This window comes from Pseudomonas sp. AC255, assembly GCF_979258175.1.
Window position 1 is genome coordinate 309,934 of the sequence record NZ_OZ409841.1, and the last position, 25,067, is coordinate 335,000.

22 protein-coding genes and 3 pseudogenes are annotated in these 25,067 nt (G+C 60.3%); 15 read left to right on the forward strand and 10 right to left on the reverse strand.

The genetic code is table 11. The features are described 5' to 3' along the window. Positions 1-19: 19 nt before the first annotated feature. From ACZZ0K_RS01530 to dksA, 4 genes and pseudogenes are all read right to left on the reverse strand, one after another. Positions 20-2,973, reverse strand: a pseudogene (locus ACZZ0K_RS01530) (sensor histidine kinase). Beyond that, positions 2,957-3,133 (reverse strand): hypothetical protein, encoded by a 177-nt coding sequence (locus tag ACZZ0K_RS01535; protein WP_003176118.1) that lies wholly within the window; start codon positions 3,131-3,133, stop codon positions 2,957-2,959. Before ACZZ0K_RS01535 ends, ACZZ0K_RS01530 begins: the two are co-directional and overlap by 17 nt. Before the next feature lie 76 nt (positions 3,134-3,209). After that, complete coding sequence (gluQRS, locus tag ACZZ0K_RS01540; RefSeq protein WP_252884842.1) at positions 3,210-4,103, reverse strand: tRNA glutamyl-Q(34) synthetase GluQRS; 894 nt, start codon at positions 4,101-4,103, stop codon at positions 3,210-3,212. 209 nt (positions 4,104-4,312) lie between these two features. Beyond that, entirely contained in the window at positions 4,313-4,756 is a 444-nt protein-coding gene (gene dksA, locus ACZZ0K_RS01545) for an RNA polymerase-binding protein DksA (RefSeq protein WP_041477831.1), read from the reverse strand. A 332-nt stretch (positions 4,757-5,088) separates the two neighbouring features. Here dksA and ACZZ0K_RS01550 point away from each other — a divergent pair, with 332 nt between their 5' ends. Together ACZZ0K_RS01550 and sfsA are read left to right on the forward strand one after the other, a co-directional pair. Beyond that, positions 5,089-6,258 carry a pyridoxal phosphate-dependent aminotransferase gene (locus ACZZ0K_RS01550; protein WP_056790414.1) on the forward strand — a complete coding sequence of 390 codons (1,170 nt, stop codon included), beginning with the start codon at positions 5,089-5,091 and terminating at the stop codon, positions 6,256-6,258. Then, positions 6,258-6,971, forward strand: coding sequence for a DNA/RNA nuclease SfsA (gene sfsA / locus ACZZ0K_RS01555; protein WP_258707209.1), 714 nt, complete (start codon positions 6,258-6,260; stop codon positions 6,969-6,971). The genes ACZZ0K_RS01550 and sfsA overlap by 1 nt, the downstream gene beginning before the upstream one ends. On the opposite strand, the gene ACZZ0K_RS01560 is transcribed toward sfsA, so the two are convergent. Then, entirely contained in the window at positions 6,968-7,285 is a 318-nt protein-coding gene (locus ACZZ0K_RS01560; protein WP_122506697.1) for a Rieske (2Fe-2S) protein, read from the reverse strand. The genes sfsA and ACZZ0K_RS01560 overlap by 4 nt on opposite strands. 164 nt (positions 7,286-7,449) lie before the next feature. Between ACZZ0K_RS01560 and ACZZ0K_RS01565 the strand changes: the two genes are divergently transcribed. From ACZZ0K_RS01565 to ACZZ0K_RS01580, 4 genes are read left to right on the forward strand one after another with little or no spacing between them, the layout of a single operon-like run. Next, a complete protein-coding gene (locus ACZZ0K_RS01565; protein WP_258707208.1) occupies positions 7,450-8,322 on the forward strand; it encodes a heme/hemin ABC transporter substrate-binding protein in 873 nt (290 codons plus the stop codon). A 50-nt stretch (positions 8,323-8,372) separates the two neighbouring features. Further along, a complete protein-coding gene (locus ACZZ0K_RS01570) occupies positions 8,373-9,356 on the forward strand; it encodes a FecCD family ABC transporter permease (RefSeq protein WP_162999784.1) in 984 nt (327 codons plus the stop codon). Next, positions 9,356-10,123 carry a heme ABC transporter ATP-binding protein gene (locus tag ACZZ0K_RS01575; protein ID WP_258707207.1) on the forward strand — a complete coding sequence of 256 codons (768 nt, stop codon included), beginning with the start codon at positions 9,356-9,358 and terminating at the stop codon, positions 10,121-10,123. Before ACZZ0K_RS01570 ends, ACZZ0K_RS01575 begins: the two co-directional genes overlap by 1 nt. 19 nt (positions 10,124-10,142) lie before the next feature. Continuing rightward, a complete protein-coding gene (locus ACZZ0K_RS01580; protein WP_258707206.1) occupies positions 10,143-10,991 on the forward strand; it encodes a ChaN family lipoprotein in 849 nt (282 codons plus the stop codon). A 232-nt stretch (positions 10,992-11,223) separates the two neighbouring features. Here the strand turns inward: ACZZ0K_RS01580 and ACZZ0K_RS01585 are convergent, their stop codons facing one another. The 4 genes from ACZZ0K_RS01585 to ACZZ0K_RS01600 form a co-directional block, all read right to left on the reverse strand. Continuing rightward, positions 11,224-12,018 (reverse strand): Crp/Fnr family transcriptional regulator, encoded by a 795-nt coding sequence (locus ACZZ0K_RS01585; protein ID WP_252882689.1) that lies wholly within the window; start codon positions 12,016-12,018, stop codon positions 11,224-11,226. Positions 12,019-12,033: 15 nt separating this feature from the next. After that, a complete protein-coding gene (locus ACZZ0K_RS01590) occupies positions 12,034-12,306 on the reverse strand; it encodes a TfoX/Sxy family protein (RefSeq protein ID WP_016773175.1) in 273 nt (90 codons plus the stop codon). Between the two features lie 288 nt (positions 12,307-12,594). Next, a complete protein-coding gene (locus tag ACZZ0K_RS01595; protein WP_150742227.1) occupies positions 12,595-12,939 on the reverse strand; it encodes a pentapeptide repeat-containing protein in 345 nt (114 codons plus the stop codon). Positions 12,940-13,029: 90 nt separating this feature from the next. Beyond that, positions 13,030-14,586, reverse strand: a complete 1,557-nt coding sequence (locus ACZZ0K_RS01600; RefSeq protein ID WP_258707205.1) for a bifunctional aminoglycoside phosphotransferase/ATP-binding protein — start codon at positions 14,584-14,586, stop codon at positions 13,030-13,032. Between the two features lie 116 nt (positions 14,587-14,702). On the opposite strand from ACZZ0K_RS01600, the pseudogene mrcB reads away from it, so the two are divergent. The 3 genes and pseudogenes from mrcB (at position 14,703) to ACZZ0K_RS01615 (ending at position 18,126) form a co-directional block, all read left to right on the forward strand. After that, positions 14,703-17,026, forward strand: a pseudogene (gene mrcB, locus ACZZ0K_RS01605) (penicillin-binding protein 1B). Positions 17,027-17,042: 16 nt separating this feature from the next. Further along, a pseudogene (locus ACZZ0K_RS01610) lies at positions 17,043-17,791 on the forward strand (tetratricopeptide repeat protein). Next, positions 17,791-18,126 (forward strand): YqcC family protein, encoded by a 336-nt coding sequence (locus tag ACZZ0K_RS01615; protein WP_041477845.1) that lies wholly within the window; start codon positions 17,791-17,793, stop codon positions 18,124-18,126. Before ACZZ0K_RS01610 ends, ACZZ0K_RS01615 begins: the two are co-directional and overlap by 1 nt. 113 nt (positions 18,127-18,239) lie before the next feature. Here the strand turns inward: ACZZ0K_RS01615 and ACZZ0K_RS01620 are convergent, their stop codons facing one another. After that, positions 18,240-18,656: a DUF4124 domain-containing protein gene (locus tag ACZZ0K_RS01620; protein WP_258707204.1), complete on the reverse strand. Its 417-nt coding sequence runs from the start codon at positions 18,654-18,656 to the stop codon at positions 18,240-18,242. 399 nt (positions 18,657-19,055) lie between these two features. On the opposite strand from ACZZ0K_RS01620, the gene ACZZ0K_RS01625 reads away from it, so the two are divergent. From ACZZ0K_RS01625 to msrQ, 6 genes are all read left to right on the forward strand, one after another. Beyond that, positions 19,056-20,780: an acetolactate synthase 3 large subunit gene (locus ACZZ0K_RS01625; protein WP_039761986.1), complete on the forward strand. Its 1,725-nt coding sequence runs from the start codon at positions 19,056-19,058 to the stop codon at positions 20,778-20,780. A gap of 2 nt (positions 20,781-20,782) precedes the next feature. Next, positions 20,783-21,274: an acetolactate synthase small subunit gene (gene ilvN, locus ACZZ0K_RS01630; protein ID WP_003176102.1), complete on the forward strand. Its 492-nt coding sequence runs from the start codon at positions 20,783-20,785 to the stop codon at positions 21,272-21,274. Positions 21,275-21,320: 46 nt separating this feature from the next. Continuing rightward, complete coding sequence (ilvC, locus tag ACZZ0K_RS01635) at positions 21,321-22,337, forward strand: ketol-acid reductoisomerase (protein WP_003228216.1); 1,017 nt, start codon at positions 21,321-21,323, stop codon at positions 22,335-22,337. A 148-nt stretch (positions 22,338-22,485) separates the two neighbouring features. Next, positions 22,486-23,343: a CDP-diacylglycerol--serine O-phosphatidyltransferase gene (pssA, locus tag ACZZ0K_RS01640; RefSeq protein WP_016773182.1), complete on the forward strand. Its 858-nt coding sequence runs from the start codon at positions 22,486-22,488 to the stop codon at positions 23,341-23,343. Positions 23,344-23,406: 63 nt separating this feature from the next. Then, on the forward strand, positions 23,407-24,420 hold the full coding sequence (msrP, locus tag ACZZ0K_RS01645) for a protein-methionine-sulfoxide reductase catalytic subunit MsrP (protein ID WP_024014317.1): 1,014 nt from the start codon (positions 23,407-23,409) through the stop codon (positions 24,418-24,420). Beyond that, positions 24,420-25,043, forward strand: a complete 624-nt coding sequence (gene msrQ, locus ACZZ0K_RS01650; protein WP_252878896.1) for a protein-methionine-sulfoxide reductase heme-binding subunit MsrQ — start codon at positions 24,420-24,422, stop codon at positions 25,041-25,043. Before msrP ends, msrQ begins: the two co-directional genes overlap by 1 nt. Positions 25,044-25,067 lie beyond the last annotated feature (24 nt).

Sequence of the window (25,067 nt, forward strand, 5' to 3'; positions counted from 1 at the left end):
TTCGATACTCTCGACGGTCTCAGTTCACAGCGGACGTCGCTTCGACATGACGCGGTAAGGTCACCCGGATACGGGTGCCGCGTTGGCTTTGTACATCAGCCGGGCTGTCGATGGTGATTTGTCCATAATGCTCTTCAACGATGGAATAGACCAGTGCAAGGCCCAGACCGGTGCCTTCACCCGGATCCTTGGTGGTGAAGAAAGGTTCGAACAATCGGTCCATGATGCTCGACGGAATACCGCTGCCTTCGTCTTCGACGATCAGATCGACCGTGTGTTCGCCGGCTTCGCTCTTGACCCGTACCGCACTGTGCGGCGGCGAGGCGTCGCGGGCGTTGGAGAGCAGATTGATCAGCACCTGGGCGAGCCGTTGCGGGTCGCCTTCGACCCAATGATCGGGATCGCACAGGTTGTAGAACTGCACTTCGAAATTGCGCCGGTTCAGCGCCAGCAGGCCGATGGCATCCTGCGCGACTTCGGCCAGACACACCGGTTCGTCGTTGTGCTGATGACTGCCGGCATGGGCGAAGCTCATCAGCGACTGGACGATGCGCGAGACGCGTTTGGTCTGCTCGAGAATCTGCCCGCTGATTTCCGTCAGCTCGCCGTCGTCTTCGCGCTCTTCGCGCAGGTTCTGCGCCAGGCAGGCGATGCCGGTGATCGGGTTGCCGATTTCGTGGGCCACCCCGCTGCGAGTCGACCGATGCTGGCCAGCCGTTCGGAATGCACCAGTTTATCTTCGAGCATCTGCGTTTCGGTCAAATCCTCGACCAGTAACACCAGGCCGCTGTTACCCGGTGCCAACGGTTCGTCGATTGCCGCTTTGTGCAGATTCAGCCAGCGGGTCTGACCATCGAGGGCCAGATGCTGTTTGTGCAAATGCTCGTCGGGCAGGTTGATGAAGCCTTGCAGCAACTCTTTCCACGGGTTGGCGATGGTACTCAGACGCGAACCGACCACTCGCTGCGCGGCGATGCCGGTCAGCTCTTCCATGGCCTTGTTCCACATCAGGATCTCCTGATCCTTGGCCAGAGAGCAGACGCCCATCGGCAGTTCCTGCAAGGTCTGGCGGTGGTAGCGGCGCAGGGCGTCGAGCTCGGCGGCCAGGCCGGTGAGGCGCGAGTGGTAATCCTCGAGACGGCTTTCAATGAAGTGAATGTCTTCGGTGACGTAGTTTTCGCCGCCAGCCTTATAGGGCAGGAAGGTTTCCACCATATCCTGCGCAACGCTCGGGCCCATCAGGCCGGACAGGTTGGCCTCGATGCGGTCGCGCAACCGGCGCAAGGCATACGGCCGGCGTTCATCGAAGGGCAGATACAAGTCGCGCAGCGCTTGCTCGACTTCTTTCTGCGCAGCCTTGGCACCCAGCGGCTTGGCCAGTTGCGTGGCGAACTCCTGCGGCGAGGCGGCGTGCAGTTCGCGGCGTTGCGGGCGGCGCACGTTGTCCACGGCGCAGGCTTCGGCGGCGCTGGCTTCTTCCGGGCTGGCGTTGGTGAACAGCGAGATCAAAGTGAACATCAGGACGTTGGCGGCCAGCGAGGCGATGGCCGCCATGTGCCAACTGGTGTCGTCGAGCACGTAGATCATGTTCAGCAGCGGGATATAGAAACCCTGCAGATTGCCGACCAGCGGCAGCAGCATGGTCACCACCCAGACCGTGATCCCCGCCAGCAGCCCGGCAATGAAACCACGGCGGTTGGCGGTCGGCCAGTACAGCACCGACAACACCCCGGGCAGAAATTGCAGGGTCGCAACGAACGCGACGATGCCGAGATTGGCCAGATCCTGCTCGACGCCGAGCATCAGATAGAAACCGAAACCGGCCATGATAATCGCCACGATCAGCGCCCGACGCGTCCATTTCAGCCAGCGGTAGATGTTGCCTTCGGCCGGCGGCTGATAGAGCGGCAGCACCAGATGGTTCAGCGCCATGCCCGACAAGGCCAGGGTGGTGACGATGATCAGGCCACTGGCGGCGGACAGGCCACCGACGTAGGCGAGCAAGGCCAGCGGTTTGCTGTTGGCGGCAATGCCGATGCCGAGGGTGAAATATTCCGGGTCGGTGGTGGCGCCGAGTTTCAGGCCTGCCCAGAGAATCAGCGGTACGGCGAGACTCATCAGCAGCAGAAACAGCGGCAGGCCCCAACTGGCGCTGACCAGCGAGCGCGGGTTGAGGTTTTCCGTAAAGGTCATGTGATACATGTGCGGCATCACGATCGCCGAGGCGAAGAACACCAGCAGCAGCGTGCGCCACGGGCCTTCCTGCAACGGCGTGTGCAGGGCGGCGAGGGCCGTCTGGTTTTGCAGCAGCCACAGTTCGAGCTGTTGCGGGCCGTCGAATACGCCATACAGCGCATACAGGCCAACGCCGCCGAGGGCGATCAGTTTGATGATCGACTCAAAGGCAATCGCGAACACCAGCCCTTCATGTTTCTCGCGCGTGGCGATATGCCGGGAACCGAAGAAGATTGTGAACAGAATGATCAGCGCACAGAACGCCAGCGCCACGCGGCTCTGCACGCGTTCGCCGGTGAGGATGCCGATCGAGTCGGCCACTGCCTGAATCTGCAGGGCAAGCAATGGCAAGACGCCAATCAGCATGAAAATCGTGGTCAGCGCGCCGGCCCAAGTGCTGCGAAAGCGGAAGGCAAACAGATCGGCCAGCGACGACAGTTGATAGGTGCGGGTGATCTTCAGGATCGGATAAAGCAGCACCGGCGCCAGCAGGAATGCACCGGACACGCCGAGATAACTGGACAGAAAGCCGTAACCGTACTGATAGGCCAGGCCCACCGTGCCGTAGAACGCCCAGGCACTGGCGTAAACCCCCAGCGACAGGGTGTAGGTCAATGGGTGGCGAATGATCGCGCGCGGGATCATGCCCCGTTCGCTGACCCAGGCAACGCCGAACAGCGCCGCCAGGTACGCGGCGCTGATCAGGATCATCTGGGTCAGGCTAAAGCTCATCGGCATCTTTTTGGCTCTGCAGGATGAAGGTCACGACAATCAGGATCAGCCAGAGCAGATAAGGGCGATACCAGGCGCCCGTCGCGTCGATCCACCAATCCATGATGGCGGGGGAGAACAGGTAGATCCCGACGACCAAAAGCAGGACCAAGCGATAGATGTACATCCCGGCCTCTCTTTTTATGCGCGTGCCCGAAAACGTGCGGCGATGGTAACGGATGGGCGCGCGACTGCAAGTGTCGTCATTGCAGTTGCGCTTCGGGCAGGGTCAGTGTGCGCGGGATCTTGGCAGCATCCCAATGTGCGCTGCCCCAGGCCAGCAGTTCGCGCGGCGAAGCGTGAGCCAGTACGGTGCCGGGATGCTGCCCCAGCGCGCGCAAGGCCCGCAGCAGCAACGGCGTGGCCTGATCGGCTTCGAGCGGCGGCGAACGGTAGGACTTGCCGAGTTTGTTGCCGTCCGGCTGGGTGATCAGCGGCAGGTGCAGATAGCGCGGCTGTTTCAGGCCGAGCAGTTCTTGCAGGTACAGCTGACGCGGCGTCGAATCGAGCAGATCGGCGCCGCGCACAATATCGGTAATGCCTTGCCAGGCGTCGTCGAGCACCACCGCCAATTGATAAGCGTAGAGACCATCGCGCCGACGGATGACGAAGTCGCCGACGTCGCGGCCCAGGTGCTGACGGTATTCGCCCTGCACGCGATCGATGAAGTGGTATTCCAGCTCAGGCACGCGCAGGCGGATCGCGGCGTCGTGCTGATCATGGCCGGCATTGCGGCAAAACCCCGGATAAATCCCGTGATAGGGCTCCAGTTGTTTGCGCGAGCAGGTGCAGGCGTAGGCCAGACCGTGGTTGAACAGGCTGTCGAGCACTTCGGCATAAGCCGCGCGCCGATCGCTCTGGCGGACCATTTCGCCGTCCCATTCGAAGCCGTAACTTTCCAGCGCCTTGAGAATCGCCGCTTGCGCACCGGGCTCTTCGCGCGGCGGATCGAGATCTTCCATGCGCACCAGCCAGCGCCCACCGACGGAGCGGGCGTCGAGGTAAGACGCCAACGCAGCGACCAGCGAACCGAAGTGCAGGTGGCCACTGGGGGTAGGGGCGAAGCGGCCGATGTAGGCGGGGGATTTGGCAGTCATGGAGGCGATAAAGGCTATTCAGAATTTAAGCAGGTTACCCCTGTGGGAGCGAGCCTGCTCGCGAAAGCTGTGTCAGTCATGAAAGAGTTATCTGAGAGGACGCTTTCGCGAGCAGGCTCGCTCCCACAGAGGCAGAAGCAGGTTCCGCGGGCAAAACACAGAAACAAAAACGGAGCGTTCACACGCTCCGTTTTTCGTTCAGGTCGAGATTACTTGCCGACCTGCTTTTCCTTGATTTCCGCCAGGGTCTTGCAGTCGATGCACAGATCCGCGGTCGGACGGGCTTCGAGGCGCTTGACGCCAATCTCGATGCCGCAGGACTCGCACCAGCCGTACTCTTCGTCTTCGATCAGTTGCAGCGTCTTGTCGATTTTCTTGATCAGCTTGCGCTCGCGGTCGCGGGCGCGCAGTTCGAGGGAGAACTCTTCTTCCTGGCTGGCACGGTCGGCCGGGTCAGGGAAGTTGGCCGCTTCGTCTTTCATGTGATCAACCGTACGGTCGACTTCCTGCATCAAGTCCAGTTTCCACTTGTTCAGGATCTTGGTGAAGTGCGCGCGCATCGGAGCGCCCATGTACTCTTCACCCGCCTTCTGAACGTAAGGTTCGAAGCCGCTGATCGACGTTTGCTGCTGTTGCTTTGCTTGGGTGGGCATGAAATGGACCGCCTCTACTCTTGTAATCCATTGCGCAGGATTGCTCCATCACCGACACCTGCCGGCCCTGCGGCTGCAAGCGGGCGAACTTACCAGATCAAATCAGCCTGCGCTACTCCCGGATGTCGAGCCCCCGGCGGGTGGCGCTTGCAGATGTCTGACAAGCCGTGTCTGTGGGAAGGGAGACCTGTTCAATCACTGATTTTAGTCAATCCTGGAGCGTACGTTCAGATCGTTACGGTCCAGCGTTCTTGAGGCTGTGACCTTCACGGGTTCTCGCTCGTTCCGGCAGACAGGTAGAATCGTCTCTTTTTTCCGTCGAAGGCAGTCCAATGGCCCCCTACAGTGCGCGCAGTCGTGCGATCGAACCGTTCCATGTGATGGCGCTGCTGGCGCGGGCCAATGAATTGCAGGCCGAAGGCCACGACGTGATCCATCTGGAAATCGGCGAGCCGGACTTCACCACCGCCGAGCCGATCATTCGCGCCGGACAAGCTGCGTTGACGGCGGGCAAGACCCGCTACACCGCGGCCCGTGGCATTCCCGAACTGCGCGAGGCGATCGCCGGTTTCTATCAATCGCGTTACGGCCTGAATATCGACCCACGGCGGATTCTGATCACGCCGGGCGGCTCCGGCGCGTTGTTGCTGGCCAGTGCCCTGTTGGTCGATCCGGGTAAACACTGGCTGCTCGCCGACCCGGGCTACCCGTGCAATCGGCATTTCTTGCGGCTGGTCGAAGGCGCGGCGCAATTGGTGCCGGTCGGGCCGGAGGTGCGTTATCAACTGACCCCGGATCTGGTGGCGCGGCATTGGGACCACGACAGTGTCGGCGCCCTCGTCGCTTCGCCGGCCAACCCGACCGGAACCCTGTTGACCCGCGATGAACTGGGCGGATTATCCACAGCCATCAAGGCCCGGCACGGGCACTTGGTGGTGGATGAGATCTACCACGGCCTGACCTACGGCACTGATGCTGCCAGTGTGCTGGAAGTCGATGACGGCGCTTTTGTCCTCAACAGTTTCTCCAAGTATTTCGGCATGACCGGTTGGCGCCTGGGCTGGCTGGTGGCGCCAGACGCGGCGGTCAGCGAATTGGAAAAGCTTGCGCAGAACCTCTACATCAGCGCGCCAAGCATGGCGCAATACGCTGCGCTGGCCTGTTTCGAGCCCGCCACCATTGCGATTCTCGAAGAGCGCCGCGCCGAGTTTGCGCGCCGTCGCGATTTTCTCCTGCCGGCGCTGCGTGAACTTGGTTTCAACATTGCCGTTGAGCCTGAAGGTGCGTTTTATCTGTACGCCGATATCAGCCGTTTCGGCGGCGATGCATTCGCATTCTGCCGACATTTCCTCGAAACCGAGCACGTTGCCTTTACGCCGGGACTGGATTTCGGTCGTTATCAGGCCGGGCATCACGTGCGCTTCGCTTACACACAAAACCTCGCACGTTTGCAGGAAGCGGTGGAGCGCATCGCGCGCGGCTTGAAGAGCTGGCAAGGCTGATGCGCTTTTATCCTGCTCTGGAAGAAGCGCGGCTGATTCGACGTTACAAGCGTTTTCTCGCTGATATCGAGACCGTTAGCGGCGAGTTGCTGACCATTCACTGCCCCAATACCGGCTCGATGCTCAATTGCCAGGTCGAGGGCGGGCAGGTCTGGTTCAGCCGCTCCAACGACCCTAAACGCAAGTTGCCCGGCACTTGGGAAATTGGCGAAACCCCGCAGGGCCGACTGTTTTGCGTCAACACCGGGCGCGCCAACGGTTTGGTCGAAGAAGCCTTGCACGCTGGGGTGATTACCGAGTTGAACGGCTTTACCGCGTTGAAGCGTGAGGTTGCCTACGGACAGGAAAAAAGCCGCATCGACTTCCGCCTCGAATACCCCAGCGGCCCGGCGTATGTCGAAGTCAAAAGCGTCACCCTCGGCTTCGACGGCACGGCGGTGGCGGCGTTTCCCGATGCGGTGACCCAGCGCGGCGCCAAACATCTGCGCGAGCTGGCGCATCTGGCGCGCGACGGCATTCGGGCGGTGCAGTTGTACTGCGTGAACCTCACCGGCATCGATGCCGTGCGCCCGGCCGAGGAAATCGATTGGGCTTACGCCGAGGCGCTGCGTGAGGCGGTCGCGTGCGGTGTCGAGGTGTTGGCGTATGGCGTGCGCCTTGACCATGAAGAGATGGTCATCGATCGCCGACTCGACGTGCGGCTCAACGGTTAAACGTCGATCCACACGCCTTGTGTATCCTCCCGGCATTCAATTGCCGTGAGCGACTGCCCGGCGCAGGGGCCGGCGACGCATTCGCCGTTCTCGATCAGAAACAGTGCGCCATGGGTGGCGCACTGGATCAGGCTGTTGCTCGGATCGAGAAACTGGTCGGGCTGCCATTCCAGCCCGACGCCCCGGTGCGGGCAGCGATTGAAATAGACAAAGACTTGGCCACCTCGACGCACGGCAAACAGCTTTTTGCCTTCGATTTCGAAACCGCGACTGCCAGCTTCGGCCAGATCGCTGCCGGCGCAGAGAAACTTCATGGCTATCCTCTAATGTCCGCTCGTGTCGGGATATGTCCGAGCTTGACGTTCAAATGCAAACAATTATCAAATAGCGACCTTCTCCCACAGGAAGTCTGGCCGTTGCCGAGGATACTTGGCTCGCTGCGCCGATGCCCGGGAAACCTTGTTCAAGGAAGCTGCGTATGCGCCTGAAAACCCGCGTTGCCGTACTGTGCGTCGGCCTTTTTCTCAGCCATCAGGCGAGCGCAGCGGATTTACCGCAACGCTGGGTCAGCGCCGGCGGTGCGCTGTCGGAATGGGTCAGCGCACTGGGCGGCGAATCGAAGCTGGTAGGGGTCGACACCACCAGTCAGCATCCCCAATCGTTGCAGACGCTGCCGAGCATTGGTTATCAGCGCAGCCTGTCGGCCGAAGGCATCTTGAGCCTGCGCCCGGACATTCTGATCGGTACCGAAGAAATGGGGCCGCCGCCGGTTCTGGCGCAAGTCAAAGCAGCCAAGGTAAAGGTCGAGTTGTTTTCAGCCCAGCCTGATCTGCCGACGCTGGAAAAGAATGTCACTCATCTGGGTCAGTTGCTCGGTGCGCAAGAGAAGGCTGCGCAGTTGCTGGAGAATTATCAACAGCAGCTCCAGGCGCAGACAGTGCGAGTTGCCCAAGTGCAAACCACACAGAAAGCCCCCGGTGTGTTGCTGCTGCTCGGGCACGCCGGCGGCAAGCCGTTGATCGCCGGCAAGGACACTGCCGCCGACTGGTTGCTGCAACAGGCCGGCGGGCACAACCTCGCGACGCATACCGGCTACAAACCGTTTTCTGTCGAATCCCTCGCCAGCCTCGATCCCGAAGTGCTGGTGTTCGCTGACCGAGCGTTGACCGGTGAGGCGGCAAAAGCCGCGTTGTTCAAGCAAAACCCCATCCTCAATTCCAGCCGCGCGGCCAAGAGCGGGCGGGTGATGGAGCTGGACCCGACGCTGCTGGTTGGCGGTCTCGGGCCACGGTTGCCGGCTGCTTTGCAAACCCTGACGGACGGTTTCTACCCGGCCAAGGGCGGCCAATGACCACACTGGTCAAACCCCGTGGCTTGTTCATCGGCCTGACATTGTTGTGTCTGCTGGCGATCTGGCTGTCGCTGGCATTGGGGCCGGTGAGCCTGCCGCTGTTTGACACTTTGCGCGCCGCGCTGCGTCTGGTTGGCGTGCCGCTGGCGCCGGAGGGGCTGGAGCAGGCCGAGCTGATTCTCGGCCAGATCCGCCTGCCGCGAACCTTGCTCGGCTTGGCGGTCGGTGGCGTGCTGGCGCTGTCCGGCGTGGCGATGCAGGGTCTGTTTCGTAATCCGCTGGCGGACCCGGGGCTGGTCGGGGTGTCCAGTGGCGCGGCACTTGGCGCGGCGATTGCGATTGTCGGCGGCTCGTTCTTTGGCGGCCTGCCGGAGTGGTTCGGGCCGTATCTGTTGTCGGTGTGCGCGTTTCTTGGCGGGCTCGGGGTGACGGCGCTGGTCTATCGGCTGGGCAGGCGCAACGGTCAGACCCACGTGGCGACCATGTTGCTGGCCGGTATCGCGCTGACGGCGCTGGCCAGTTCGGCGGTCGGTCTGTTCACTTACCTGGCCGATGACGCCACGCTGCGCACCCTGACATTCTGGAACCTGGGCAGCCTCAACGGCGCCAGTTACGCGCGGCTGTGGCCACTGCTGATCATCACCATCGGCGTGGCGCTGTGGTTGCCGCGTCGGGCCAAGGCATTGAATGCCTTGTTGCTCGGTGAATCCGAGGCCGGTCATCTGGGCATCGATGTCGAACGGCTCAAGCGCGAACTGGTGTTCTGCACCGCGCTGGGTGTCGGCGCGGCGGTGGCCGCTGCGGGCATGATCGGTTTTGTCGGGCTGGTGGTGCCGCATCTGGTGCGCCTGCTGGCCGGCCCGGATCACAAAGTGCTATTGCCAGCCTCGGTGCTGGCGGGTGCGAGCCTGTTATTGCTCGCCGATTTGGTGGCGCGCTTGGCGCTGGCGCCGGCGGAGTTGCCGATCGGCATTGTCACCGCGTTTATCGGCGCGCCGTTCTTCCTTTATCTGCTGCTGCGAGGGCGTGCCTGATGTTGTCCGCGCACGATCTGCATGTCCGCCGTGGCCGCAAAGCGGTGCTCAGTGGGGTTACGCTCGGGCTCGAACCCGGCGAGGTGCTTGGGGTGCTGGGGCCGAACGGCGCCGGGAAAAGCACGTTGCTTGGCGCCTTGTGCGGGGAGTTGCTCGCCAGTGACGGCAACGTTTCGCTCGATGGTCAGGCATTTAGCTATTGGAGCGGAACACAGCGGGCACAACGACTGGCGGTGTTGCCGCAGGTGTCGACGCTGGATTTTGCCTTCGCCGTCGAAGAGGTCGTCGGCATGGGCCGTTTGCCGTACCAGACCGGGCGCGTACGTGATGACGAAATCGTCGCGGCAGCGCTGGCCGCCGCCGATGCCGGGCACCTGAGTGGGCGCAGCTATCTGGCGTTGTCAGGTGGCGAGCGTCAGCGCGTGCATCTGGCGCGGGTGCTGGCGCAACTCTGGCCGGGTCAGGCCGGGCAAACCTTGTTGCTCGACGAACCGACATCGATGCTCGATCCGCTGCATCAGCACACCACCTTGCAAGCGGTGCGCGAGTTCGCCGATCGCGGCGCGGCGGTGCTGGTGATCCTGCATGATCTGAATCTTGCGGCGCGCTATTGTGATCGCGTGCTGTTGCTGGAGGAGGGGCGCCCGGTTGCGCTGGATACCCCGCAGCAGGTGCTGCGTCCGGAAACGCTAAAAGCGGTGTTCGGCCTGGAGGTTTTGGTGCAACCGCACCCGGAGCGTGGGCATCCGCTGATCATCGCCCGCTGATCAATCATCGAGGTGTCGCATGCGTGGATTGTGGTTGTTGGCACTGGTGTTGCTCGCGGGGTGTCAGCACGTGGTGGCTCCACCGGTGGGCGGCGATATCCGCGATCTGCGCAGCGGCGAGATGCTCACCGCGCAGCAACTGCTGGTGCGTCTCGCTGAACCTGAGCGTTTGATCATCGGTGAGCAGCACGACAATGCCGATCATCATGCTGCGCAATTATGGCTGTTGCAGTCGCTGGGCAAGCTCCGGGCGCAAGGCAGTCTGCTGCTGGAAATGCTCACGCCGGATCAACAAGCGAAAGTCGATGCGCTGCGCCAGTCGAAGTCCGTTGCGGCTGATTTGCCTGCGGCATTGGCCTGGCAGGAGGGCTGGGACTGGAATCTTTACGGGCCGATCGTGCGTTTCGCTCTGACACAGCCATATCCGCTGCTGGCGGCCAATCTCGATGACAGGGAAATCCGTGCGTTTTACCGAAATCCACCTGCGCTGAACGGTCCTCGCAGTAATGCGTTGTCCGTGCAGAACACGTTGCTTGGACAAGTCAGTGAATCCCACTGCGGCCTGCTGCCCGAATCACGGATGCCGGCGATGCTGGCAATTCAGCAACAGCGTGATCGACGCATGGCCGAACGCATGCTGTCGGCGCCAATGCCTTCGATCCTGCTGGCCGGTGCCTGGCATGCGCGCAAGGATGTCGGCGTGCCGCTGCATTTGCTGGATCTTGGCGCTGACAAACCACCGATCGTATTGATACTCGCCGAGCAGGGCGATGCAGTCACGGCAGCGATGGCCGACTACGTCTGGTACACGCCGGCCACGCCGAAGCCGGATTACTGCGAGCAGATGCGTCAGCAATTCGCCAAATGACTTTTCGGCAGGCAAAAAAAGACCCGGTAAAAACCGGGTCAAATAACCGTGATTAGCCTGATGAGGAGATAATCTGAGAGTCCGAACCAAGGGCTTTTCAGAATATCGACTGATCTCGCGACCAGTTGTGATAATCATAGCGATTCTCATTACCGAGTCAACCGCTGTTTTTGCCAATCTGTAATTTAGTTTTGCGAGTGGTGGTGAGGCCCTGTGAATAAAGGGCTATGCGCTAGGTGCGCTGCGTCGTCAACTGCGTGATCTGGCGATTCAACTGTCCGATGCGTCGAGCCATACCCTCAATCAGGCCATGGGCGATCTTCGGGTTGCTGCGGGTCATGCTCAAAAATTGATCACCGGGAATCAACATCACCGTGCTCGGCTCGGACGTCACCACCGAAGCGTTGCGCGGCTCGCCGGTAAACAACGCCATGGCGCCGAAAATCTCGTCCTTCGGCACGTCACCGACCTTGTGCCCGTCAACAAATGCCTCGGCGTGCCCGTCGATGATCACGAAGACATGATCCGCTGCATCGCCCTGTTGGATCAGCACGGCGCCGGCCTCGACCCGTTTGAAGCCGTTGGTGCTGCGGAACTCCCGGGGTTTCAACTCGGCCACAGCGTGGGCGAGCAGCGCCATTTGCCCGAGCAGATAGCTCAGAAGCTGCTCGGCTCGATCAGGGTCGGCATACAAATGCTGCAAAACCTCTGCGCGACCATAGGGCAGCAGGCGCACAGTGCTGTCGCTGCATACGCGACAGTCGCTCCATTGCTCGCCACGTTGCAGGCCGAGCAGATCACCTTCCTGCCAATAGAACAGAGGGCGGCCCGCGATGCAGCCATGCACAACGCCCTCGCTCAGCAAAAACAGCTGATCGTCCGGCAACTGCGCAAACAAATCATCCGTGGCCTCCAGTTCGACAACAGTCGCGCATGGCGATAAATCCTGTAGCCACTGCCCGGGAAGACTCTGCAAGCGATTGATCAATGCGTCGGCGTGCGCCGACTGTTCCCCCAGCAAATACATGGCGTCAGCGCCTGTTCAGTTTTTATGGCGCGCGGAAATGGCTTCGAGCTGCTTGTTCAAGGCGTCCTTGCGCTCGGCAGGGATGTCGTTCCAGTGCACGTCCATCAACGCCCCTTCGATCGCATACAACAACACCTTTGAAGCGCGAAAGCCTCGAGTACGCACGGCCCGGTAGGCATCCACTGCACCGAGGCGACGCAAGTCCGAGGCGCTGTGGATGCCCACGGCATGCAGCCATTGCGCCGATGTCTTGCCAAGATTTTTCAGGTGTTGCAGTTCATCATTCATCAAGCCTCCTTGCGACGGCCGAATGGTGCGTGGGCGAGCTTCTCAGCAGTGTAGCCATCAGTAGGAAAAGCGTGGTTGTTTGGTCGGATTCGACGCAAAAGCTTCTAAGAAAGGGGGTAAAGGACCTGCGAACGCAGAGGGAAGGGAGGTAAACGATTATCAATGGGGGAGCGAGCCTGCTCGCGAAGAGGGCGTATGAGACACAATCAATATCGACTGACACTACGCCGTCGCGAGCAGGCTCGCTCCCATAGGGGCAAGGCGTGGTGTCAGGAAGATTTCCGGATATCAGCGAGTGCGATAGCGCAACCGTGTACCGAAATTCATTGACATCAGGATCTCGTCGGCACTCAGCTCCGGCGGAAAGTACGCACCGGAAATCTGTGCATGGGCTAGGCTGGCGCCTTCGAGCGAAGCCTTGCGGAAATCGATGCCACGCAAATCGGCGGAGCGGAAATACGCATCGCGGAAATCCACGTTATCGGCGTTCAGTTCACGCAGGTCGAGGCCACGAAAATCGCCGCCGACCATGTCGATCAGACCATCTTGTGGACGTTGTTTGTTGAAGCCTGCAACGTCATCTTTGTGCAGCAGGGCGTAAAGCGGAGTGTCGAGCAGTTTAGGCTGGCTCATGTCAGATCACCTGTTGGTTTTATGACGCCAGTATAGTGCCACTATTTGCCGGCCGTGAAGCGAGCGAGGGCTTCACGGCCGAAATAGTTTTTACAGGCCCGGCAGGCGCTGACGGATCTGCGCGACCACAGTGTCCAGCGTGCCGGATTCATTGGTCTGCACGCGTTTGCTGCGCAGAATCTCCTCCGGGGTCAGCGCTTCGCGGTTGGCCTGCTGCGCTTCGATCACTGCCAGGGTGGCGTCGGACGGATCCTTCTGATCGGCCTGGCGCATCGCCAGCCAGCTCTCGATCACGGCTTGCGGGGCGTTGCAGTCGAGGATCAGGAACGGCGTGCCGGTGGCTTCGGCAATCTTCGCCGCGTTATCGCGCTGCTCACGCTTGAGGTAAGTCGCGTCGATCACCACCGGGAACCCGGCGTGCAAAATCACCTCGGCGATTTCATGCAGACGTGCGTAGGTCGCGGTGCTGGCGTCGGCACTGTAAATGCCGGCCTGCACATCGTTGGCGACGGTCTGCTCGCCAAACAGGCGCTTGCGTTCGACATCGGAACGCAGGCGAATCGCGCCCAGCGCTTCGACCAGGCGCATGGCCACATGGCTCTTGCCGACGGCGGAAACACCGTGGGTAATGGCCATGAAGCGCGAAGGAATGGTGCTGTAGCTTTCCGCCAGGTTGGCGTAGTTGCGGTACTGGCGCAGGGTGGTGGCGCGCTGCACCGCAGTCGCGTCCGCCGGCATGCTGAACAATGCCACCTTGGCCCGCACCAGCGCGCGGTAGGCTTTATAGAAGTTCAGCACTTCCAGGCCCTCATAGTCGCCGGTCAGTTCCAGATACTGGCTGATGAGGCGACGCGCCAACGATTTCAGGCCACGGTCTTCCAGGTCCATGGCGAGGAAGCCGGTGTCGGCCCAGACATCAGTGAAACGGAATGGCTCGTTGAACTCGATGCAGTCGAAGATCACCACATTGCCGTCGATGACCGTGGCGTTGCCCAGGTGAATGTCGCCGTGGCATTCACGGGTGAAACCTTGTGTCTTGCGCTGGGCGAACAGGGGCTTGAGGCGCTCGAAGCTGCTTTCGGCCCAGGCTTTCAATGCCTCAAGTTGCAGCAAATCGTTCTTGTCGCTGAGGAACGGCAGGATCTGCTCGAAATTTTGCGCGACCGGCGCCATCACGCTGTCCGGTGTACCGGCGTCGTGTTCGGCCGGGACTTTCGGGGCGTTGAGATGGAAATGGGCGATCTGCTCGGCCAACGCGTCGATGTGCTGAGTGGTCAGTTCGCCATTGGCTTGCAGGGTGCTGAGCAAGCCGCTCTGCGAGAACTGGCGCATTTTCAGCACGTATTCGATAGCCGGGCCGTCGCCGCCCAGTTGCGGTGCCTCGACGCTGCCGGTGACCGGCAACACGTCCAGATACAAATCATCGGTCAGACGCTGGTTCAGCCGCAGCTCTTCTGCGCAGAAATGCGCGCGCGCATCGAGGCTGGTGAAGTCGAGGAAGCCGAAATTCACCGGCTTCTTCACTTTATAGGCAAAGGGCCCGGTGAGAATCACCCACGAGATGTGGGTTTCGATGACCTGAAACCCTTCGACGGGATGCGGGTAGAGGGCCGGGTTTTGCAGGGCAGCGATCAGGGACTGGCTCACGGGCGATCCTTCAGAGGCGGGGGAATTCGAGGCGGCCATTATGGCTGCTTGCCCGCCTGACGCAAACCTCCGCGCGTGCCTGTTGAGGATCGATAAAGTGCGTATAATCCGCCGCCATGACTCGATCCCGATCCCCCCGTACCAAGAAAAACCACCAGCCAAGGGCCTCAGCCCATGGTTGAGCTGGGCCATTAAACTCAGCCTGGTCGGCCTTGTAGTGCTGGCCGGCTTTGCCGTTTACCTGGATGCCGTGGTGCAGGAGAAGTTCTCCGGCAAGCGCTGGACCATCCCGGCCAAGGTGTACGCGCGCCCGCTCGAGCTGTTCGTCGGACAGAAGCTCAGCAAGGACGATTTCCTCACCGAACTCGATGCCCTCGGCTATCGCCGCGAAGCCGTGAGCAACGGCCCCGGCGCCGCAGCCGTCAGCGGCAATACGGTTGACCTGAACACCCGTGGCTTCCAGTTCTATGAAGGTCTGGAAAAGCCGCAGCCAGTGCGTGTGCGCTTCTCCGGCGACTACGTCGCCGAACTGTCCTCGACCAACGGTTCGAAACTGTCGGTGGTGCGCCTCGAGCCGCTGATGATCGGCGGCATTTACCCGAAAAATCTCGAAGACCGCATCCTGATCAAACTCGATCAGGTGCCGCCGTACTTGCTCGAAACCCTGATCGCCGTCGAAGATCGCGACTTCTACAGCCACTGGGGCGTGTCGCCGAAATCGATCGCCCGCGCCGTGTGGATCAACACCTCCGGCGGCAAGATGACCCAGGGCGGCAGTACGCTGACCCAGCAGTTGGTGAAGAACTTCTACCTGACCAGCGAACGCAGCCTGACCCGCAAGCTCACCGAAGCGATGATGGCGTTGCTGCTGGAACTGCATTACGACAAGAAGGAAATTCTTGAGGCCTACCTCAACGAAGTCTTCGTCGGTCAGGACGGCCAGCGTGCGGTGCACGGTTTTGGTCTGGCCAGTCAGTTCTTCTTCGGCCAGCCATTGTCCGAGCTGAAACTGCATCAGGTTGCGATGCTGGTCGGCATGGTCAAGGGACCGTCCTACTACAACCCGCGCCGCAACCCGGAACGCGCGCTGGAGCGGCGCAATCTGGTCCTCGACGTGCTGGCGCAGCAAGGCGTGGCAACCCCCGAACAGGTCGAAGCGGCGAAGAAAATGCCGCTCGGTGTAACGACTCGCGGCAAGCTCGCCGACAGCTCGTTCCCGGGCTTTATCGACCTGGTCAAACGCCAGTTGCGCGAAGACTACCGCGACGAAGACTTGACCGAAGAAGGCCTGCGCATCTTCACCAGTTTCGACCCGATTCTGCAGATGAAAGCCGAAGCCTCGGTCAACGACACATTCAAGCGTCTGGCCGGGCGCAAGGGCTCGGATGACGTCGAAGCGGCGATGGTCGTGACCAACCCGGAAACCGGTGAAGTCCAGGCGATGATCGGCAGCCGTCAGGCCAGTTACGCCGGTTTCAACCGCGCACTCGATGCGGTACGCCCGATCGGCTCGCTGATCAAACCGGCGGTGTATCTGACCGCGCTTGAGAAACCGAGCCAGTACACGCTGACCAGTTGGCTGTCGGACGATCCACTGTCGGTCAAGGGCGCCAACGGTCAGGTGTGGAAACCGCAGAACTACGATCGCCGCTCCCACGGTACGGTGTTCCTCTATCAGGGCCTGGCGCATTCCTACAACCTGTCGACCTCGCGCCTGGGCCTGGAAGTCGGCGTGCCGAACGTGCTCAAGACCGTAGGTCGTCTGGGAGTTACCCGTGAATTCCCGGCGTTCCCGTCGATGCTGCTCGGTGCTGGCGGTATGACGCCGATCGAAGTGGCGACCATGTACCAGACGCTGGCCAACGGTGGTTTCAATACGCCGATGCGCGGCATTCGCAGCGTGCTGACCGCCGAGGGCGAGCCGCTCAAGCGTTATCCGTTCCAGATCGAACAGCGCTTCGACCCTGCCTCGATTTACCTGATCCAGAACGCCATGCAGCGGGTGATGCGTGAAGGTACCGGCAGTTCGGTTTATAACGTGCTGCCCAAGACCCTGACACTGGCGGGCAAGACCGGTACCAGTAACGATTCGCGCGACAGCTGGTTTGCCGGTTTCAGTCAGGATCTGCTGGCAGTGGTCTGGCTGGGTCGCGACGACAACGGCAAGACGCCGTTCACCGGGGCCACCGGTGCGCTGCAGGTCTGGACCAGTTTCATGCGCAAGGCCGATCCGCTGCCGCTGGACATGCCGCAGCCGGACAACGTCGTGCAAGCGTGGGTCGATTCGCGCACCGGCCAGGGTTCCGATGCCAACTGCCCCGGCGCGGTACAGATGCCGTATATTCGCGGCAGCGAGCCGCCACCCGGCGCCGCGTGTGCAAGCGAAACACCTGCCTCGCCGGAATCGGTGATGGACTGGGTCAAGGGCTGGATGAATTAAGCAAAGAGGGTTTCAAGTGAACAAGTGGTTGATTCCAGCGGTGACCGCCGTGGCTTTGCTCAGCGGCTGCTCCACCGTACAGCGTGGTTCGATTCCGGTAGTGGATTCGGGTACGGCCGTGTCCAATAGCGAACGCATCGGCGCCAATGGCGGTTTCCGCCAGACCACGGTCAAGCGCCCGGCGCAGGGCCAGACTCAGGCGATTCCGCAAGGCGATACCGGCGTGGTGGTGATGGTGCCGGGCGGCGGTGCTGCGGTGTCAACACCGATCAGTTCTTCGCCGATCGTCCCGGGGCCTGCATCTGGCGGTATCACGTCGGGGCCTTACAACCCATCGGCGGTTGAGTCGGCACCGATCAACTCCGGCAGCTACAGCATGCCGTCGACGCCAAGTGGCATTCCTTCGGCCAGCAGCGGTGGCGGGCTGTCGGCGGATGAGCAACTGGACGGTCCGGTACTCGCCTTGCTGACCACCGCGCAACAGCAGCAGGCCGGCGGCGACCTCAACGGTGCCTCTTCCAGCCTGGAGCGGGCGCAACGTGTCGCCCCCGGGAGCCACAAGTGCTTTACCGTCTGGCGCAGGTGCGCATGGCCCAGGGTGATGCGCCGCAAGCCGAGCAATTTGCCCGTCGCGCGTTGACCATGGCCAACGGTCGTCCGGATCTGCAAGCCAGCCTGTGGGAAATCATCGCTCAATCTCGTGAGAAACAAGGCGATTCCGCCGGCGCCGCACTGGCCCGTCAGAAGGCCAAGGTTTCCCTGTGATGGATGTGCGCTTCCCGAAAATCGCCGATCAGCTGTTGTTGATTGAACGCGAGCTGCGCACCCAGGGCTGGTGGGATGAGGTTCAGCCGTCGGTCGAAGCCCTGAGCAGTGTCGAGCCGTTCTCGGTCGACACGCTGGACTTCGAGCAATGGCTGCAATGGATCTTCCTGCCGCGCATGAAGATGATCCTCGAACAGGATCTGCCCTTGCCGAACGCCTCGGGCATTCAGGAAATGGCGGAAATGGTCTTCGCCCAGCGCAACCTTGGCGGCAAGGATCGGCAGTTGCAGGTGCTGCTCAAAGAGTTTGACCTGCTGATCACTGCCTCCCGCTGAGCGCGGTTGTGTAGGAGCTGACGAGTGCAACGAGGCTGCGATCTTTGATCTTGCTTTGAAACAAGTCAAAGATCGCAGCCTTCGGCAGCTCCAACACAGCTCCTTCGCAGCGATTACGAGCAATTCTCGGCAATCTGCTTCTTCGCTTCGACGATGCGTTCCTGACGCTGTGTATCGTCGAGCCTGCGCAAATCCCCCTCGACCTCCTCACGCAAGCGCGGATTGTTCTGCAGTTGCGCCAGGTTCGTGCGTGCCTGTTCGCAAAAGGCCTTGAGCTGCACCTGCTGCTCGGCGACCTGTTTCTTCACCTTGGCATCAATGGCTTTCTGATCGCCGAGTACGCCGCCGTCCGGCAGCGGCGCGGCTTTCGGCGCGGGTGAGGAGGGCGTTTGCACGGTCGTCGCCGGTTGGCCCTGCGGCGGTTGTGCATCGAAATGCGTGACGCCTTGGGCATCGACCCATTTGTAGATTTGAGCGGCTGAGCACCATGGGCTGAGACCGATCAGCAAAGTGAGGAGGAGCGTTCGCATGCTGATTCCTTGGCAAAAATGCGCAATTGACGCTAACAGAGTAGCGCTTTTCAGGTTTTTTCTTGCGTTCTCATGTGCTTACCCACAATTAACCCCACAGACGACTTGACTTGCAGAGGGCGAAACAGAAGAATCCAAAGTCCGCTGTAGAGGGACTGCCAGAAGCAGACCCACTCGGTAGATCATGAGGCGCACATCCGCGCCGACCTGTTACACCCGCAACGCGTTACCTCGCGCTGGGTGGGAAAGGCCCGCAACACTTGGGACGATCCCAATACTTGCTCAGTCAGTGCTGACGTAGTCGGCGACCACCGTCGCTCATGCTCTGCCGAGAAGTAAACCTATTAAGACCCGCCCCTTTTTTGTGGACGGTATTCTGGCGTTTTAGAGGTGAACAACGTGGAGCTTTTATCTGGCGGTGAGATGCTCGTCCGCTTTTTGCGTGACGAAGGCGTCAAATATATCTACGGGTACCCGGGTGGTGCTCTCCTGCATGTTTACGATGCCCTGTTCAAAGAACCGGAAGTGACCCACATCCTGGTTCGTCACGAACAAGCGGCGACCCATATGGCTGACGGCTACGCCCGTGCCACCGGTAAAGCCGGCGTGGTATTGGTGACATCCGGTCCAGGCGCCACAAACGCCATCACCGGTATCGCCACCGCCTATATGGACTCGATTCCGATGGTGATCATTTCCGGTCAGGTGCCAAGCACAATGGTCGGCACCGACGCGTTCCAGGAAACCGACATGATCGGTATCTCCCGGCCGATCGTGAAGCACAGCTTCATGATCAAGCACGCTTCGGAAATCCCGGAAGTCATGAAGAAGGCCTTCTACCTGGCGCAGTCCGGTCGTCCGGGCCCGGTCGTGGTCGACATCCCGAAAGACATGACCAATCCGGCCGAGAAATTCGAATACGTTTTCCCGAAGAAAGCCAAGCTGCGTTCCTACAGCCCGGCCGTTCGCGGTCACTCCGGGCAGATCCGCAAAGCAGCGGAAATGTTGTTGGCGGCCAAGCGCCCGGTGCTGTACTCCGGCGGCGGCGTGATTCTCGGCAATGGCTCCGCGCAACTGACCGAACTGGCGAAAATGCTCAACCTGCCGGTGACCAACACCTTGATGGGGCTGGGTGCTTTTCCTGGCACTGATCGTCAGTTCATCGGCATGCTCGGCATGCACGGCAGTTACACCGCGAACCTGGCGATGCACCATGCCGATGTGATCCTCGCCGTCGGCGCACGCTTCGACGATCGGGTGATCAACGGCCCGGCGAAATTCTGCCCGAACGCCAAGATCATCCACATCGACATCGACCCGGCGTCGATCTCCAAGACCATCAAGGCTGACGTGCCAATCGTGGGTCCGGTCGAGAGCGTCCTGACCGAAATGGTCGCGATCCTCAAGGAAATCGGCGAGACCCCGAACAAGGAGTCCGTGGCCAGTTGGTGGAAGCAGGTCGATGAATGGCGTGGCGATCGCGGCCTGTTCCCTTATGAAAAGGGCGACGGCAGCAAGATCAAACCGCAGACCGTGATCGAAACCCTCTGCGAAGTGACCAAGGGCGACGCCTTTGTGACCTCCGACGTGGGTCAGCACCAGATGTTCGCTGCGCAGTACTACACGTTCAACAAGCCTAACCGCTGGATCAACTCCGGTGGTCTGGGCACGATGGGCTTCGGTCTGCCAGCAGCGATGGGCATCAAGCTGAGCTTTCCGGACGACGACGTTGCCTGCGTCACCGGCGAAGGCAGTATCCAGATGAACATCCAGGAGCTGTCGACCTGCCTGCAATACGGCTTGCCGGTAAAGATCGTCATCCTCAACAACGGTGTGCTGGGCATGGTTCGCCAGTGGCAGGACATGAGCTACGGCAGCCGTCACTCGCACTCCTACATGGAATCGCTGCCTGACTTCATCAAGCTGGCTGAAGCCTACGGCCATGTGGGCGTACGCATCACCGAATCGAAAGATTTGAAGTCGAAGATGGCCGAAGCGTTCGCCATGAAGGATCGCCTGGTGATCATCGATGTTGCGGTCGACACCAGCGAGCACGTCTACCCGATGCAGATCAAAGACGGCTCCATGCGCGATATGTGGCTGAGCAAGACGGAGCGTACTTAATCATGCGGCACATTATTTCCCTGCTTCTGGAAAACGAACCCGGCGCTCTGTCTCGTGTAGTCGGCCTGTTCTCGCAGCGCAACTACAACATCGAAAGCCTGACCGTGGCGCCGACCGAAGACCCGACCCTGTCGCGTCTGACGCTGACCACCGTGGGCCACGATGAAGTGATCGAGCAGATCACCAAAAACCTGAACAAGCTGATCGAAGTGGTCAAGCTGGTGGACCTGTCGGAAAGCGCTCACATCGAGCGTGAGCTGATGCTGGTCAAGGTCAAGGCCACTGGCGCCCAGCGCGCCGAGATCAAACGCACTACCGATATCTACCGTGGGCAGATCGTCGATGTCAGCGCCAGCGTGTATACCGTTCAGTTGACCGGTACCAGCGACAAGCTCGACAGCTTCATTCAGTCCATCGGCACCGCATCGATTCTGGAAACCGTCCGTAGCGGCGTGACCGGCATTGCTCGCGGCGACAAAGTACTCAGCATCTAAACCAAATTAGCGCATGGCCTGAACGGCCGGATATAAGGGGAAATTCATGAAAGTTTTCTACGATAAAGACTGCGACCTGTCGATCATCCAGGGCAAGAAAGTTGCCATCATCGGTTACGGCTCCCAGGGCCACGCTCAGGCGTGCAACCTGAAAGACTCCGGTGTCGACGTTACCGTCGGTCTGCGTAAAGGTTCGGCCACCGTTGCCAAAGCCGAAGCTCACGGCCTGAAAGTGACCGACGTGGCTTCCGCTGTTGCCGCTGCCGACCTGGTCATGATCCTGACCCCGGACGAGTTCCAGTCCTCGCTGTACAAGAACGAAATCGAGCCGAACATCAAGAAAGGCGCCACTCTGGCCTTCTCCCACGGCTTCGCGATTCACTACAACCAGGTTGTTCCGCGTGCTGACCTCGACGTGATCATGATCGCGCCGAAAGCCCCGGGCCACACCGTGCGTTCCGAGTTCGTCAAAGGCGGCGGTATCCCTGACCTGATCGCGATCTACCAGGACGCCTCGGGCAACGCCAAAAACGTTGCACTGTCCTACGCCGCTGGCGTCGGTGGCGGTCGTACCGGCATCATCGAAACCACCTTCAAGGACGAGACCGAAACTGACCTGTTCGGCGAACAAGCCGTTCTGTGTGGCGGTACCGTTGAACTGGTGAAAGCCGGTTTCGAAACTCTGGTTGAAGCTGGCTACGCGCCGGAAATGGCCTACTTCGAGTGCCTGCACGAACTGAAGCTGATCGTTGACCTCATGTACGAAGGCGGTATCGCCAACATGAACTACTCGATCTCCAACAACGCCGAGTACGGCGAGTACGTGACTGGCCCGGAAGTGATCAACGCCGAATCCCGTCAGGCCATGCGCAACGCCCTGAAACGTATTCAGGACGGCGAATACGCCAAAATGTTCATCAGCGAAGGCGCAACCGGCTACCCTTCGATGACCGCCAAGCGTCGTAACAACGCCGCTCACGGTATCGAAATCATCGGCGAGCAACTGCGCTCCATGATGCCGTGGATCGGTGCCAACAAGATCGTCGACAAAGCCAAAAACTAAGTCGTCGTCCCTTGCACGAAAAACGCGGCCTAGGCCGCGTTTTTTCGTTTGGGCCGGTGCTTCTGGTATAAAGCTGCATCGTTTGTGGCCGAACTATCGTCCTCAAGCCTCTGTCGAATTTTTTCCAAACCGTTGCAAGGTAATGTCCATGAGCGAACGTCCCGAAGAGCCGAACAAGGCTTCCGACGCCGAAAGCCTGTTGCCCATCGATGAACACATCGAAGAAGGGCACGACGCCGAAGGTCGTAAAGTCCGGCATCGTGGTATCTATCTGCTGCCGAACCTGTTCACCACTGCCAACCTGTTCGCAGGCTTCTATTCCATCATCAACTCGATGAGCGCGCAGGCCGCGTTGAGCGCCGGCGACTCGGTGAATGCGAGCAAGTATTTCGCCTTCGCTGCGATCGCGATTTTCGTGGCGATGGTGCTCGACGGTCTCGATGGTCGCGTAGCGCGCATGACCAATACGCAAAGTGCTTTCGGCGCCGAGTATGACTCGCTGTCGGACATGGTCGCCTTCGGTGTCGCGCCGGCATTGCTGGCCTTCGGCTGGGCGTTGGGCGATATGGGTAAGGTCGGCTGGATGGTCGCTTTCATTTATGTAGCGGGTGCGGCGTTGCGTCTGGCGCGGTTCAACACCCAGGTTGGCACGGCGGACAAACGTTACTTCATCGGTCTGGCCAGCCCGGCGGCGGCAGGCGTTGTGGCCGGCATTGTCTGGGCGTTCAGCGATTACGGCATTCAGGGTTCGAAGATGTCGTTCCTGGTGGCGTTGATGGTGGCGGCGGCCGGCATGCTGATGGTCAGCAACATCAAGTACAACAGCTTCAAGGAGCTGGATCTGAAAGGTCGCGTGCCGTTCGTGGCGATTCTCGCGGTGGTGCTGGTATTCGCTGTCGTGTTCAGTGATCCGCCGCGCATTCTGCTGCTGGTGTTCCTCGCCTATGCGGCGTCCGGTCCGGTGCAGTATCTGTTGCGTCTTCGTCGTCACAAAAACGCCGAGTGATGTAATTTCCCGCATACTCCGCAGTCTATGGGTGCACCTGTCCTCCAAAGCTGCGGAGTTGTCATGTTGATCAAGATCCCCAAAGCATCCGACTGCCATGAGTCGGATGTCACGCCTGAAGCCATTTATCTCTCCCGTCGCCAATTGCTCGGCGCCACTGCTGCCGGTATTGCCGTGAGCAGCCTGCCACGCTGGGCCAGTGCCGCTGATGCCCCTCGCTACTCTGATGTTGAATCCGGCAAGGCTCCGGCCTGGTTTGCCGAAAAGCTTCCTTCTACTCAATGGGGTGCGGTCAACGTCAAGGACGAGGCGATCACGCCTTATAAAGACGCCACGAACTACAACAACTTTTATGAATTCGGTACCGGCAAGGGCGATCCCGCGAGGAACGCTGGCGACCTGAAAACCGAACCCTGGAGCGTGGTGATTGACGGGGAGGTGGGTAAGCCGGGGCGTTATGCGCTGGAAGACTTCATGAAACCGTATCAACTGGAGGAACGTATTTATCGTCTGCGCTGCGTCGAGGCGTGGTCGATGGTCATTCCCTGGATCGGCTTTCCCATCTCGGCCTTGCTCAAGCAGGTCGAGCCGACTTCCAAGGCCAAGTACATCCGCTTTGAAACCCTGCAGGATCCCAAGAGCATGCCCGGCCAGCGCTCCGGTTTTGCCTTGATCGACTGGCCGTACGTCGAAGGCTTGCGTCTGGATGAGGCGATGAATCCTTTGGCGATTCTGGCGGTGGGCATGTATGGACGCGAACTGCCGAACCAGAACGGCGCGCCTTTGCGTCTGGTGGTGCCGTGGAAGTACGGCTTCAAAAGCGTGAAATCCATTGTGCGCATCAGTCTGGTCAGCGAGCAGCCGAAGACCACTTGGCAAAGCATTGCTGCCGATGAGTATGGCTTTTATGCGAACGTGAACCCTACGGTCGATCATCCGCGCTGGACCCAGGCGCGCGAGCGGCGCCTGCCGAACAGTCTGTTCAAACCGAATGTGCGCGATACCCAGATGTTCAACGGCTACTCGGATGAAGTCGCTTCTTTATATACAGGGCTCGATCTGCGGAAGAACTACTGATGCGTTATCCGTTCTGGCGAGTGGGCGTGTTCATTGCGGCAGCGATCTGGCCATTGCTGTGGTTCTATCAGGCGTTCGCCGATCTGCTCGGGCCTGATCCGGGCAAGGTGCTGGTTGATCGTCTCGGGCTTGGCACGCTGGTGTTGCTGTTGATTACGCTGAGCATGACGCCGTTGCAAAAGCTGAGCGGCTGGGCGGGGTGGATTGCAGTGCGCCGGCAGTTAGGGCTTTGGTGTTTTGCTTATGTGACGCTGCATCTGTTCAGCTATATGGCGTTTATCCTTGGGTTCGACTGGTCGCAGTTGGGTGTTGAGCTACGCAAGCGGCCTTACATTATTGTCGGTGCACTGGGCTTTCTCGGATTGCTGATACTGGCAGTGACGTCGAATCGTTATAGTCAGCGTCGTTTGGGTGCTCGCTGGAAGAAGCTGCATCGCTTGGTTTACGTGATACTTGGGCTGGGTTTGCTGCATATGCTCTGGATCGTGCGGGCTGATCTGGAGGAGTGGGCGATTTATGCCTTTATAGGTGGTGTGCTTTTGCTGCTTCGTCTACCGCCGGTGATGAGACGAATCCCGCGTTTACTGGGTAAAAAGCAGAATCTGCAAGAAAAGCGAAATTAACGGTTGACGGCAGATTCCAGAGGT